Below are 16,406 nucleotides of genomic sequence, written 5' to 3' on the forward strand. Positions count from 1 at the left end.
AATCTGGATTATTATCACTATCCATATCCCACGTCTTTAAAATTAAGTTTATAAAACACGAAAAAGCAATTTTGTGCTTAGGAAAGGGAACGAGCAGATCTTAATAAATTTTTATAAGAAGTATCAGAGATATTTATCGATTTTATGTAGTTACTACACTACAAAAACTCAGAAAAATATTAACTATTCAGATACCTTTTCATAGTTACTATACAAGAAAATGATAGATAAAGAAATACTATTAGAATCAACAGAGTGTTATCTAAAATCTCTTATATCCGAATTTACTCAAATATCAATCGGAGATAATTGTATATCTACTCCATTTCAGGAGTTAGGAATCGATTCGTTTCGTATTCTACAGATTATCAAGAAATTAGAAGAAGAGTTCGGAACTTTACCAAAGACCTTACTTTTCGAAAATTTCAATATTGGTGATTTAAGCTATTATTTCGTTGATAAATATGAAGAAGTACTAAGAGAGAAATTTAAGAAAGAAAAGAAAGATAGTGATCGAGCTGTACACTCTAATGAAGAATCATTAAATTCTATCGAAAAAACTGCAAAAACAATTGATAATCAGTCTGATATATCTACGAGAAAAACTTCTATTCTTATATTAGAAAAAGAAACTAATAAACATCCAGAATTACTAAAGCTGGTAGAAAAACTATTTAACCAATATAAGAATGAAGGCTCTGCATCAAGAGGCACAAGAAATATAGCTCCTAATCTTTTTATTGGGGCAGAAAAAAAAGGATATTTTAATTATAGTCGTTATAAGGATATCATACTAGTCTATAGTTATACAGGAGCCAAAGATTACCTATCTGTTATTACAGAAGAAATATATCAATACTGTATTAACAATAATTTCGAACTCAATCTTTTCACGGTCGATCAAGTAGAATCGATAGGAGGAGTTTTATTTACAACCACACCTTTTGGCGTTTTGTCAAGGGTAAATATAAAAGATTTCACGCTTCAAGGAAGCAAGATGCGTCGTTTACGATATCAGGTATCAAAGTTTGAAAGAGCAGGAAAATGTAGAACTGAGGAATATCAAAATGGTTCTGACAAAAAGGTAGACAAAAATATTACCAGGATTATAGACGAATGGTGTGCGCCAAGAACAATGGTTAACCCACTCATTCATATAGTTAAAGAAGAAATTCTATCTGGTAACTTAAGTGCAGAACACAGGCTTTTTCTAACCTATCTCGACGATGCCCTGCAGAATGTAATTCTTATCTCAAAATTGTCATCAGAAGAGAATGGATATTTAATGGATTTAGAATTCTACCCAAAGGGGATGCCTCTGGGAGGATTAGAATTTGCAATTGTAGAGATTATCAAAATTTTAAAAACCGAAGAGCATTCTACTTTAAGTTTAGGAGGTACATATGGTTGTAAACTAAACTCTTCATCAAATGCAGATCCAGAATTAGATAAAACACTGGATTATCTACGTGGGCAGAATATTTTTAATGATGAAGGAAATTTGCAATTCAAAAATAAATTCAGACCAGAACATAATACTGTATTTCTCTCCAGACCCGTAGGAAGCAATCCTGATAATGTAACCGATATTATTATGATGATTGCAGATCCGATGAAAATGCAAACTTCAGACGAAGAAAATCATACATTCACCAAATTATATAAGCAAACCGCTACGATAGAACCAAAAACAGGAAAACAGGATACATCAAATGCAAATGGAGAGTTTAATCAGGTAAAAGAAAACCAACAAGAGGAGAAACATACAGTGGTGATTGAAGGAGAAGAGAGATCTGTTATGCTATCAGATTATGGTTATAACCCTTTAAATATTCCAGATGATCAGGTTACATTTGATCTAAAAACCGATTCGTGGGCCCAATTAGAGTTACCAGCTATTCAAAATCAGTTAGGCTTTTTATACACACAGTTGCAACAACCAGTTGATCTGGTCGAGAGTTTAAGAAGTATATTTCCTTTTTCTTATTTTACGTTAACCACTGCGGGCCGTACTGCAGAACGTGCTTTTTGTAAATCATGGCCTAAAAAAGGGAAAGTACTTCAGAACCTGCTTTTTCCTACCATGATTTTTAATCAGATTGAAAATGGATTCAAACCAATAGAGTTACCACATCCAGAGGTATACAAGCTAGATTCTGAAGATCAATATAAAGGAAACCTAAATTGGGAAGCTCTTAAAAAACAAGTAAAAGAAGACACAGAGTCGATAGCTTTTGTTTTTATCGAAATGAATGATAATGCTGCCGGTGGAGCTCCAGTATCCTTACAACATCTCAAACAAGTCAAAGCCTTCCTTTCAGAATACGCTATTCCTCTTGTTTTTGATACTACAAGAATTGTAGAAAATGCGTTATTTATCTTAGAACATGAAAACGAATTTACTGGGAAGAATGTCTGGGATGTAGTACGGGAAATGATCTCTTATGCAGATGCAATAATTGCAAGTCTGGCTAAGAATTTTTGCGTAGATAAAGGAGGATTGATAGGTACCAATGATGTTGAACTTTACAATAAAATTCAAAACTTTATTCAGGAAGAAAGCATTGGGCTAGATGTAATCGATAAAAAAGTTATTGCGTTATCATTTCATAACAGAAATAAGATTGAGACTAAGGTTCGTAATAGATTACAATCTGTACGCACAATCTGGAGGATTTTAAAACAACAAGAAATTCCTGTTGTACAACCCGCATTGGGGCACTGTATATTGATTGATGTTAAACAAATTCCTGAATTTAAATTATTTGAGTACCCAGTGGCATCATTTGTATCCTGGTTATATTTAAATACAGGGATTCGTGCGGGAGCTCATAATGTAGGAATGCAAAAAGATACAGAAATTAATAATCTGGTACGCTTAGCAATACCTGTAGGCTTAAAACAGGAAAAAATAGAGGAAATCGGTAATAGGTTGATTAAAGCCTTTAAGAAAAAAATTAATATTTCTGAGATCTTACCAAAGGATAATCAATCAGAAATATTTGGTAATATACATACCAATTTCAAACTCAAAAAGTATCATAATACTTCTGGAGAAGTAGTTTCAAAAACACTCAATTCTGAAACCTCTTCAATAAATAACGATACTAATACTTCTGTTGCAGAAAGTAAAAGAAAATCTACCCAGATTGATTCAGATATTAAGGCAAAAGAAACAGGGGCGAATCAGAATATACATAGTGATAAGCCATACCAAACCGGTGATATAGCTATCGTTGGGATAGCCGGCCGTTATCCTAAGGCCAAAAACATGAACGAATTCTGGAATAACCTAACTCAAGGAAAAGATTGTGTCGAGGATATACCTGATGTTCGTTTTGGGCAACGCCTTCATAATAAGTTTTCAGAAAAATATCGAGGAGGTTTTATCGATGATATTGATAAATTTGATTCACTTTTTTTTAATATCTCTCCCAGAGAAGCTGAATATCTGGATCCTCAAGAAAGACTTTTTCTTGAAGTGGCCTGGGAAGCAATCGAAGACGCTGGTTATTACCCAGAAACATTAGTAGATGACAATGCTTCCCGAAATATAGGGGTTTATGTAGGAGCTGTGTGGACACTTTATCAGGTAATCGGTACAGAAGAAAAGCTGCAAGGGAATTTTGTTAGCCCCAGTTCACATTTATGGGGTATTGCTAATCGGGTATCGTACGCTTTTAACCTTTCTGGCCCGAGTTTACCTATAGACACAGCTTGTTCCTCAAGTTTAAGTGCATTATATCTAGCTTGTGAAGCAATCTATAAAGGAGAATGCTCTGGTGCCATTGTAGGAGGAGTTAATCTTGACGTGCATCAAAGTAAAATAGACATTAATAAAAGTGGGGGAGCACTTTCGGCAGATGGCGTATGTCGTACCTTTGGTAAAGGTGCTAATGGCTATGTAGCTGGCGAGGGCGTAGGTGCAGTTTATATTAAACCTCTTGATAAAGCAGTAAAAGACGGAGATCATGTGTATGGAGTGATTAAAGGTATTGCCGTTAATCACGGAGGAAAAACAAGTGGATTTATGGTACCTAGCCCTAAATCACAGGCAAAAGTAGTTACTACCGCATTAGAAAATGCTAAGATCGACGCACGAAGCATTGGTTATATCGAAGCACACGGAACAGGAACCGAACTTGGTGATCCTATCGAGATTTCTGGTTTAACTACAGCTTTTCAGGAATATAATGTAGATAAACAAGAATGCTCTATAGGTTCGGTAAAAACCAATATCGGACACCTTGAAGCCGCAGCTGGTATTGTAGGATTACACAAGGTACTCTTGCAAATGAAATATAGAAAACTAGTACCTTCTTTGCATTCTTCTGAGTTAAACCCTTTTATCGATTTTGAAAATTCTCCATTTTATGTCGAGCAAAAGATTAAAGAATGGAAACCTAAGACAATTGAAGGTGTTCAGTACCCGCTTCGAGCTGGTATTAGTTCTTTTGGAGCTGGTGGAGCGAATGCACATGTTATCATTGAAGAATATGTAACTCCGATTGAAGAAGAAAAAACACCATCTTCAAAGTATAAGGAATATATCTTTCCGCTTTCGGCTAGAAATGAAGATCAACTTCAGAAAACAGCAACTCGTTTGTGTGCATTCCTTCAGGATGATTTGTCTGCAGAAAAACTACTTGCTTGTAAAGATATTGCGCATACTTTACAAATAGGAAGAAAATCTTTTGATCATCGCCTGGTTATAATTGCAAAAACGAAGAAAGAACTGGTTCAAAAACTTACTTTATTTATTGATGGTAAGCAAGATAATGCGATGCTTGTCGGAGAGGTAAAAAGTAGCCAAAATATTACACGTTTATTAAACCGTAAAGAAAAAGAAGAATTTATTAAATTCCTGTCACAGAGTGGAGATCTAAGTAAGCTAGCACAACTCTGGAGTGTTGGATTTCTTGCAGATTGGCAAGGAGTACAAAACCTAGAAGCAGGAGCGAAGATTTCTTTACCAACGTATCCTTTTGCAGATAAAAGACACTGGATTTCTGATATTTCAAAATCATCCAACCTTAGCTTGCATTCAACTACTGCTCTTCATCCATTAATCGATTCTAATGAATCAACATTCGAAAGACAGGTTTTCAAAAAAACCTTTCACGATAAGGATTTCTTTATATACGATCACTTGGTATCTGAAATTCCTACTCTACCCGGTGTTGCTTATCTGGATTTTGCACGTAAAGCAGGAGAGTTGGCAACCGGAAGAAAGGTTCAAATAATTAAAAATATTCTCTGGTTAAGTCCACTCACTGTAGTTGATTCGGCCCCCAGAGAGGTGTGTATAGAATTAAAACCTAACGGAGGGTTAGTACATTTTGAAGTATTTAGTGAAGAAGAGAATAATACAAAACAAATATATTCGCAAGGAAAACTTATATATGCAACTCATCAGGAATTAACTGCAGAACCCGAATATATTGATTTAGAAGAGATTCGTACAAGATGTGCAAAAGTTACCCATGGAAAGGAAGCGTATCCACTTTTTAAATCATTAGGACTAGATTTAGGACCTAGTTTTCAAGTGCTTCAGGATATTTTCAAAAACGATGATGAAATATTGGGTGAGCTTCTTATTCCGGAAATCCGAAACAATGATTTTAATGATTACTTGCTCCATCCTTCGCTTGTAGATGGTTCTTTTCAGGCAGGTATGGCAGCACAACTAGGAGCGCAAACAGGTGAAATGTTCGTACCCTATTCAATCGGTGAAGTCGAAGTTTTACAACCGCTGAAACCAAAATGTTTTAGTTATGTCAAAAAAGTAGATGATCCAGGATCAAAGGTTTCCAAAGTGAATGTTTTTATTGTGGATGAGGACGGAATGATACTTGTAAAAATCAGAGAATCTATAGGAGTTCCACTGGTTAGTGTTCACGAAAAACCAGATCAAATTAAAGAAGAAGAGGAATATTCAAAATTATATTACTCTCATGAATGGGAGAAATCTCCTTTAGAACAAGAAAAAGTATTAGCTAATGAATCAGGGTCTATTTTACTTTTTAGCCCAGATGAAAAACTCCAAAAAGTTTATAAGGATCGTTATAAAAAGGATGCAGATATTATACTGATCGAACCTGGAGATAGGTATAAGAAATTTGGAAACCATAGATATAAGGTCAATCCGAAAAATCCAGCAGATTTTAAGAAGCTTTTTGAAGCTTTGAATACAAATATCATCAAAAAAATATGCTTTGCCTGGCCGATAGGTGATGAGTTAAAAGACGATGACGAATATAACGAAGGTTTTATCGAGAAATCTTTTGATAATGGAATTTATTCATTCCTTATTCTCTGCCAATCTTTGATAGAGCAAAAACTAGACAATGTTCAATTATTATATCTGTATTTGGGGCAAATAGATGCTACCCAACCACATCATGAAGCGATAAATGGCTTTGCTAAAACCCTTCAGATGGAGCATCCAAAATTGTATTGCAGGATTCTAGAAATCCAGCAATCAAAGAATTCTTATGATAAAATTCTGGATATAGCTTTAACCGAATTACATTCTGATAATTCTAACGAAATGACTATTCGTTATCGGGAAGAAGAACGTTATATCAGAAAAGTAAAAGAGTTTTCTTTACTTCAGGATAAAGATTCTGACACGATTGATAGTTTTGGGCTAAAAGAAAACGGAGTATATATTATTACTGGTGGTGCAGGAGGATTGGGACTTATATTTGCAGAATATTTAGCAGCTCAATGTAAAGCACGGTTAGTACTTACCGGAAGATCGAAACTCTCAGGTGAACGTAAAACCAAACTAGATAAATTAAGTGAAGCTGGTGCAGAAGTAATGTATATACCAGCAGATGTTTCGATATCTAAAGATGTAGAGAACCTGATTAAGGAGACCAAATCGAAGTTCGGAGAAATTAACGGAATTATTCATAGCGCTGGTGTTATAAGAGATTCATACATAAGGAATAAAACACGTGAAGAAATGGAAGCGGTTTTTGCTCCCAAAGTGTACGGAACGTTTTATTTGGATAGCGTAACCAAAGATGAAGATCTGGACTTTTTTGTAACGTTTTCATCTCTTGCAGCTGTCGGAGGAAATGCAGGGCAGTGTGATTATTCGTTCGCAAATCACTTTATGGATTCCTTTGCAGAGAAACGTAAATTCTTACAGGAAAAAGGAGAAAGATCAGGAGTGTCATTAAGCCTTAATTGGTCTTTATGGGCAGATGGTGGAATGAAGTTGGATGAACAAACTGAAATTTTCTTTAAAAAGAATCTGGGGATAAAACCTTTAAGTATCGAAACTGGCCTGGAAGCATTTGAAAAAGGCCTTCATACCAAAAAAGCACAATTTGTTGTATTAGAAGGAGTACAGGAAAAAATAGAACGAGCCTGGGGTATTAAGGAGAAGGAAGCTCCAGAAGCTGGAACAACAGACACCGAAACTTCAACAGACTCCGAAGTACAGGTAGATCAACAAGCAGATAAAGAATTATTTACAATGGTTCGTAATGCATTATCCGAAATTGTTATGGAGATGTTGAAACTGGATCCGGAAGATATTTCGTATGATAAGATATTATTGGATTTAGGGTTTGATTCTATAGGTTTGACAACTTATGCAAACAGGATCAACGAACTTTATGAATTGGATATCACTCCGGTACTCTTTTTTGAATATCCATCAATTAAAGAAATAGCAACATTCCTCTCCAGAGAACATAAGAATGAAGTACAGAAAACTCATAAAGTTTCAGGAGGTGCTTCTTCCTCTGATACCAGGAAAGAAGTTAGTCAATCGACAAAAGGAAAAGAGCAACAACCAGATACGGAAAAAGGCATATATAGTATCAATAAAGGGTGGAATGCAAGTGCATTGGATCCACAATCTCAATCTTCAGGAGTAGAACTATCTACAGAAAGCCGTTTTATAGATCAACCGATTGCTATAGTGGGTATGAGTGGAGTTATGCCAGGGTCGGAAAACCTGGAAGAATTCTGGGAAAACCTAGAGAATGAAAAAAACTTAATCACTGTGATTCCTGAAGATCGATGGAATTGGGAGGATTACGATGGAGACCCCTTTAGAGAGAAAAATAAAACCAATTCTAAATGGGGAGGTTTTATGAGTGACGTAGATAAATTCGATCCTTCATTTTTCGGTATTTCTCTTAGAGAAGCCGAAATGATGGATCCGCAACAGCGAATATTTTTAGAAACAGTATGGAAAGCTATTGAGGATTCGGGACATAAAGTTTCTGATCTATCGGGTACCAAAACTGGACTATTTGTTGGAGTAGCAACAAGAGATTATGCCGATTCACTAGTAGATAATCAAATTCCGCTTGACGGATATACTGCCTCAGGAAACTCGCATTCTGTATTGGTTAACCGGGTTTCCTTCCTGTTAAATCTTCGAGGACCAAGTGCTCCGCTGGATACAGCGTGTTCCAGTTCTTTGATTGCAGTTCATAGAGCAATAGAATCAATACATACTGGGAGTTCTGATATGGCTATAGTTGGGGGAGTACAGTTAATGCTTACACCCGCAGCTTATATATCATTTGGAATGGCAGGTATGTTAAGCGGCGATGGTAAGTGCAAAACCTTTGACAAGAGTGCAAATGGATATGTAAGAGGAGAAGGCTCAGGAGCTATATTTCTTAAGCCTCTGGATAAGGCAGAAGCCGATAGAGATCATATTTATGCCGTTATTAAAGCAACTACCGAAAATCACGGAGGGAAGGTTACCATGCTTACAGCACCTAATCCTGTAGCCCAAACTGATTTGCTTGTCGAAGCTTATGAAAAGGCTCATATTGACCCCTCGACAGTTGGATATATCGAATGCCACGGTACAGGTACCAGTTTGGGAGACCCTATTGAAATTCAGGCGTTGAATAAAACATTTTCAGAATTATATAAAAAACATGATAAAGTTCCTGCAAAAACTCCCCACTGTGGTTTGTCTTCGGTAAAAACTAATATCGGCCACCTGGAGACGGCAGCCGGAATAGCAGGAGTACTGAAAGTACTACTATCTCTTAAACATAAAAAAATACCAGCAACGCTTCACTTTGAAGAACTTAATCCATATATCAATCTTAAAGATAGCCCACTCTACATTGTAGATAAAACACAAAATTGGGAGGTTATAAAGGATGATCAGAATAACACTCTACCAAGAAGAGCGGGAGTAAGCTCGTTTGGTTTTGGAGGCGCAAATTCACATATCGTTTTAGAAGAATATATTCAGGAAGAAGACCATTCACAAGTTCAATCTGATGAACCACATATCATTGTACTTTCAGCAAAAACTGAAGATCGACTTAAAACATATGCTCAATTATTATATAACCACGTAAAAAAACATAATATTAATCTTACTGATCTTGCTTTTACACTTCAGGTAGGAAGAGATGAGATGGATGAACGATTGGCACTGGTAGTACTTTCGATTGAAGAACTGAAAGAAAAACTTTCAGACTACCTAAGTCAAAAAGAAAATCTAGAAGATATTTTCTATGATAGAATTAAACAAAATAGTGCAGCTGTAATAGACTCCACAGAAAATAATGACTTCTCAGAGAACCAGATAAATAAGTATATTAATGATAAGAATTATTCTAAGCTAGCCAAAGCTTGGGTAATGGGTATTGAGATAGACTGGGTACAATTTTATGAACAAGTAAAGCCAAGACGTATTAGTTTGCCAACATATCCTTTTGCTCGTGAAAGATACTGGTTTAATTTGGCCGATAGTGAAAAATTGAAATCTGAAGGAGAATTTGAAAAACTTCATCCGTTGTTACATTATAACTCCTCTACACTAAGTCAGCAATGTTATACTTCTATTTTTAGTGGTAAAGAATTTTTTGCAAAAGATTATAAGATACAACAGCAAGATGTAATGCCTTTTACTGCTTGTTTAGAAATGGCATATGTAGCAGTAAAAAATGCAATGCCAGATCTTAATGAATCTACATCTCTGGAATTACGAAATACTTCTTGGGTAGACCTGCTTGTACTTAAAGAAAGTAAAGAAGTCAATATATCTCTTTTTGAAAATGATTATAAAGGAGTTGACTATGAAATTTATAGTACAGAAGGAGAAAAAGAAATAATTCATTGCCAGGGAGAAGTTGCCATGGGAGCAAATCAAACTTCAACAAAGATTGACATAGTACAACTTAAAACTCATTTTGCAACAGAACCATTGGATGCAGAAAAACTTTATCACATTTTAAAGCAAATGGATATGAGTTATGGTCCTTCTTTTAAAGGAATAAAAAACTTTTATAAAGGAGAAGATCAGATCCTTGCTCTATTAAGGTTACCAGAAACTATAGTAGACGATTATGAAAACTATACTCTTCATCCGAGTATGCTAGAGAGTTCGTTGCAATTGGCAATCGGTTTATTAACCGATCTGGATCCGAAATTAAAGCAACCCATATTACCTGTTGAAATAGGATCTATGAAGTTATTTTCTCCTTGCCAAAAAGAATTATATGCCTGGGTGCGATACTCAAAAGGAAGTAAACCAGAAGATGATATAGTGAATATAGATATTGACCTCACGGATGTATCAGGAGAGATATGTATTAAAATAAAGTCTTTGTCATTCGATAACTCCTTACATAAGCAGTCTAGTAAAAATTCACATAAGGATTTTGAAATATTAATAAATGCCATACAGAATTATGATTTAAACCAAACAGAATATACTGATACAGAAGATCACACTGTAAGTTTTGATAAATTATTAAAGGATGTATACTAAAGGAAAGATAAGGTCATGATAGCAATCGACGATATATTGGAAAAAATTGTTTCAAAGGAAATAGAGAAGAAAGAAGCTTTAAGATTCTTTGAAGAATTACCCGAAAAAGAGAAAAGTTATTTGGTTTCTAAACTAAAAACGCATTTATCAAATAATGCTAACTCGGTTGAGAATAACTTTTCTGAAAAAAAAGATAATACACTTAAAGCAGTGACCGAGCTTCAGTTAAATGAAGAACATAAGGGATTCATTGATCAAATGGCTCAGAAACTGGAAAAAGTTGCATCAAAATCCAAAGAAAATGCATCTAAGTGCCAGGAGTATTTTGTAGATCAAAGAAGAACCGGAGGATTAAAAAAAGCGTTAAAACGCTTACAATTTCATCTAACGTATAGCAAAGGTGATGGGGCATATCTTTATGATATTGATGGTAATAAATATATTGATATCGCTAGTGATAATGGAGTTAACTTATTTGGTCATCAACCAGACTTTATAAAAGAAGCTATCTCAAAGCGGTTGGATAAAGGGTATCCTTTGGTAGGGTATACAGAAGAGCTTTCTCAGGCAACCAAACTTTTTAGTGAACTCACGGGCCATGAAAGAGTGCTCTTTACACAATCTGGTACAGAGGCAGTTATGTGGGCAGTAAGAATTGCTCGCGCAGCTACTCAAAAGAAAAAAATAGTAATTTTTGAAGGAGCGTATCATGGATTATCTGATACAGTACTTGCAGCCAAAGATCAGTTTGGTAATAGCATAGCAATGGGACTGGGAATGATCCAGGAATTTGCCGATGAGCTTATTGTACTGGATTATGGAAATATGGATGACCTGAGTATCATTGAAGATAGAGCAGATGAGATTGCTGGGATTTTGGTAGAACCAGTACAATCTAGAAACCCGAATAATCAACCTGTTGAATTCTTGAAAGAAGTGCGTAAGCTAACACTCGAAAAGAATATCCTGTTGATTATGGATGAAATGATCACCGGATTTAGGGCTTCTAGTAGTGGAGTACAGGGGCTTTGGAAGATTAAAGGAGACCTTGCTACCTATGGAAAAATCCCTGCAGGAGGAATGCCTTCGGGAATGATTGCCGGGCTTACCAAATACATGAATTATGTAGACGGAGGAACATTTGACTATGATGATGAATCGATGCCCAGTGTTAAAAAAGCACTTATGGCTGGAACACATACTCGAAACCCAATTAAACTCGCTGCAACACTAGCAATACTTACCGAAATTAAAAAAAGGTGTTCAACTTCAGAAAACAAGACCGATGAGTCAAATTCTTGCTTCTTACAGGAATTAAATGAAAAGACCAGACTCATGTGCGAAGAACTGAATTCTTTTTTTAAGACTAAAAATGTACCATTGATAATCGAGTATTTCAGTTCATTATTCAGATTTAAATTTCTGGATGATCCCAATGGAGTGGTAAAAGAGTTAGTTTTTGTTTTGATGAGAATAAATGGAGTTGAAACCAGCCCTTCAGGCAACTGCTTTTTAACATTGGCACACTCTGATAAGGATATTAAATCTATTATAAGAGTTGTAAAGAAAAGCATTGATACGCTATTGAAGCAAAACTTCTTTTATATATCTGATAGTATTGAAGAAGATGAAATTAAAGAAGATATCCGGTCGACAAGATCTACCATTCCTGATATGAGAAACGATCCCGAGGAAGGGACCAAAAAGAATGATCAAATGGAAAAATTAAGAAAATTAATTATATCCGATTTGAATAATTTTCAAGAAAAAGGAGTAACAATATGACAGTAGCAACAACTCAAAATGTTTTACAAGAGATCATAACGATCTTTGAAACCACATTACGACTCCCTGCAGGGAAATTGGATCCTAATGCTAATTTCGAGGATTTTGGTATTGACTCCATTATTTCTATGGAATTGATCAATAAAATATCCCGTAAGCTTAACATTACACTATCCCCTTCAAAATTTGTAAATGTAAATACAACTAAAGAACTTGCTGATTTACTTGAAGAGGAAATAATCAGTGTCAAAACAGATAATATAGACAATGTACCTGAGACAAATAATTCATCAGAAATACAGATAAAATCAGCAGCCAAAAATCCGGCAATCGAAAAAAATATCAACTCAAATTCTACAAGAGATCGAACATCTCGAGGTAGAAGATCTGTTAAAGAATCTTATCATAAATTATTACATTTTATAGATCAAAAATATAAGATAGATCTGTCACACCGTTCGTTTAGATCGATTGATGAAATAGTTGATGTTTTGTTATCTCATCATAGTGATGATTTGATGCAGTATTACAACAATTTTGATCAAAGTAATGAGAACGATTTCAATGGAAAGGAAAAACAGATGCCTATTGCAAATGTGACAGCTAAACCATCATCCCAAAACTGCGATATAGCTATTGTTGGTCTTAGTTGTAATTTTCCCGATGCACCTAATATTCAGACATTTTGGGAAAACCTGGTTGATGGTAAAAATAGCATCAACGAAATTTCGAAATCAAGATGGAATTGGGAAGATTATTATCAAGAATCAGTCTCCTCAGGAAAGACTATCTCTAAATGGGGGGCAATGATCAATGACATTGATTGTTTTGATCCTAAATTTTTTGACCTTGACCCAGAAGAAGCAATACTGATGGATCCTCAGGAGAGGTTACTGATACAAGAAGTCTATAAAGCATTTCAAGATGCAGGAGTAGCACCTAAAAAATTAGCCGGGTCCGATACAGCTATATATGTTGCTTATGAGTATTCAGAATATGAAAATTATCTAAGAAAAAACATAGATAAAATACCAGTAGGTAAATACGGACCTGTTTTCAGCTCTTCAAGCCCTACATATTATCTAGCAAACAGACTTTCGTTTTTATTTGATTTTTATGGACCTAGTGAGTCTATAAATGTTAACTGTGCAGGATCTGCAGTAGCAATTAATAGAGCCTATTACTCATTACTAAATAATGAATGTAGTACTGCAGTTGTAGGAGGTGTATCTTTAAATTTATTTGAAGATGATTACATCTCATTATCACAATATGGTATGTTATCACCTACAGGAACATGTGGAGTCTTTGATGATGAAGCTAATGGTTTTACCAGAGGAGAAGGAGTAGCAGCCGTTGTTCTAAAAAGATTGGATGACGCCAAAAAAGATAATAACAGAATTTATGGTGTTATCAAAACCAGTCATCAGAATAATAGAGGTAATGCCAGGTTTTTGTCGGAAGTAAAACATGAAGCGATTACCAATGTTATAACTAATTGCTATCAAAAGGCTTCAATAACTCCAGAATCAATAAACTACATCGAAGTTGATGGGTATGCGACAAAATGGGGAGATTCTTTTGAATATGAGGGAATTAAAAATGTATTTAGAGAACATAAGTCAAAAGAAAAAGAATGCGCTTTAGGTAGTGTAAAAGGAAATATAGGAAATCTGGAGGCTGTTAGTGGATTGGCTAGTTTTATTAAACTGGCACTTTCACTATATCACAAAAAGTTTCCGATGACCATATCAGGAAAAAAGATAAACACCTTTCTAGATATTGATAACCCCTCTCATCCTTTATACATAGCTAATAAAGAGCTACCTTTTGATATATTACGTGAGCATAATGATACTCCAATTAGGGCAGGGCTTAATTCTTTTGCAGATAGTGGAGTTAATTTGCATATTGTTTTAGAGGAATATCCTATTAAAGCGCCGGTATCCAAAATAGAAACTACAACGGCATCTCAGTTATTTGTTCTTTCTGCAAAAGATGATGAACGTTTGGATGAGTACGTTGATAACTATATTGATTATTTATCTAATAGTAAGATTGATTCATCTTTCGAAGATTTGATTTATACGCTACAGGTAGGTCGTGATGCCATGAATGAAAGATTGTCTATAGTTGTCTCCTCTCACACAGATTTACTCGAAAAATTGATCATGATCAAAAATTCTGGTAAGGAAGCATTATTGGAAAAGAAAGGAATCTTTTACGGAAATATTAATCGCAATAAAGAAAACGGGATTATCAAAATCTTAACAAAAGATATGATAAGTACTATGGTTGAGCAAAGTCTAGAGGCTGCAAAGTGGGAGCAGCTTGCACAACTTTGGACCAGCGGTCTTCATATCGATTGGACCATGGTTTGGAAAAACAAAAAAGTACACCCAGTATCTTTACCAGATTATCCTTTTGCAAAAGAAAGGTATTGGGTTGACATAGATGATATAGAAAAATCAGGTTCTAAAGAAAAACAGCCAGTATCAAAAAGTATAAAAAACAATGAGATTCAGGTAATTAACGAAAATCCTGTACAGGCAGAGTGGTTCTTTTTCAGGTCTGATAACGGTGTGGAAAGTAATCTTATGAAACCCACCGAAAAAATAGAGCTTTTCCTGAAACATGAAATAGCCTTGCAAATAAAAAAACCAATAGAAAAAATATCTGAAGATAAGAACTTCCTAGACTTAGGAATGAACTCTATTGGGCTAATAACCATGATTGCACAAATCAATGATTTATTAGAAATTAATATATCACCCGCTATTCTATTTAATAATTCAGAAATCAAAACCCTTACTCAGTATGTAGTAGAGAACCACTTGGAAAAAGTTGAAAAGATACAAGCCACAAATGATAGGGAGTATAGAGATAAAAGTATAAATGAAAAAGAATCAAAATCTAACGGGGTAGCACCTAGTCTTATACGTAAAACATTGGTACCTATGCAAGTAAAAGGTAAGAAACGACCTGTTTTTGCAGTTCCGGGTGCGGATGGAAATATAATAACCTTACAACACCTTATTTCAGCATTAGGAATAAAACAACCATTTTATGGCTTAGAACCGATAGGGATTACAAAAGAAAATACTACTCTTGATAGTATAGAAGCTATAGCTAAAGCCAATATAGAAGCAATTAAAGAAGTACAGCCTACTGGTCCATACCGTTTACTGGGCTTTTCTAATGGTGGTACAATTGCCTACGAAATGGCTAGGGTTTTACTGGATCAAAAAGAAACGGTAGAAGCTTTAATACTTGTAGATTGTATGTCTCCTACAATAGAAAGTGGTCATATGATTGATGATTTAGTAGAAGGGATTAAATCTATTTTCATTAACGCATCTGGCCAGAATGTGATCTTGGATGCAGAGCAATTAAAGCAGATTCCTGAAAACGAAATTGTTGATTATATATATGACAACGTTAAGAATCTAGGGTTTAATTTTCCGAAAGAACAATTGGCGACAAGTATCTACACCACAATCGCGAATGATAAATATTGTCGTGCTTATACGCCTTTAAAATTACCAGAAGAAATAGAAATATTGCTTTTTAAAGCCACAGAAAGTTATATGGATGCATATCAAAATGCTCCCGAAGATTACGGTTGGAATGCATTAGTACATAAGCCAATCCTTATCAACCCTATTGAAGCTAATCACTTTTCAATTATCGATAAGAATAATAGCAAAAAGATTGCTAGAAAAATAAATGCTTTTTTCAATAAGACTACATCAAAAAAATCTACCGTAAAACAGAAAGTACTTCAAAAACACTAATAAATCAAAAACAGATAGTGTACGATTAACAGCCTATACCAGTAGAAATTAAGCTC

3 protein-coding genes are annotated in these 16,406 nt (G+C 34.9%); all 3 read left to right on the forward strand.

What is annotated here, in order from left to right:
* Window positions 1-220 precede the first annotated feature (220 nt).
* Genes NNH57_RS19550 through NNH57_RS19560 form a run of 3 tightly spaced genes read left to right on the forward strand, consistent with a single transcriptional unit; the run spans window position 221 to window position 16,350 of the window.
* Window positions 221-10,771 carry an SDR family NAD(P)-dependent oxidoreductase gene (locus NNH57_RS19550; RefSeq protein ID WP_108807999.1) on the forward strand — a complete coding sequence of 3,517 codons (10,551 nt, stop codon included), beginning with the start codon at window positions 221-223 and terminating at the stop codon, window positions 10,769-10,771.
* A 15-nt stretch (window positions 10,772-10,786) separates the two neighbouring features.
* Entirely contained in the window at window positions 10,787-12,556 is a 1,770-nt protein-coding gene (locus NNH57_RS19555) for an aminotransferase class III-fold pyridoxal phosphate-dependent enzyme (RefSeq protein ID WP_074405475.1), read from the forward strand.
* A complete protein-coding gene (locus NNH57_RS19560; RefSeq protein ID WP_108807998.1) occupies window positions 12,553-16,350 on the forward strand; it encodes a beta-ketoacyl synthase N-terminal-like domain-containing protein in 3,798 nt (1,265 codons plus the stop codon). Before NNH57_RS19555 ends, NNH57_RS19560 begins: the two co-directional genes overlap by 4 nt.
* Window positions 16,351-16,406: the final 56 nt, after the last annotated feature.

The sequence above is a fragment of the Aquimarina spinulae genome, assembly GCF_943373825.1.
Classification (GTDB): Bacteria; Bacteroidota; Bacteroidia; order Flavobacteriales; family Flavobacteriaceae; genus Aquimarina; species Aquimarina spinulae.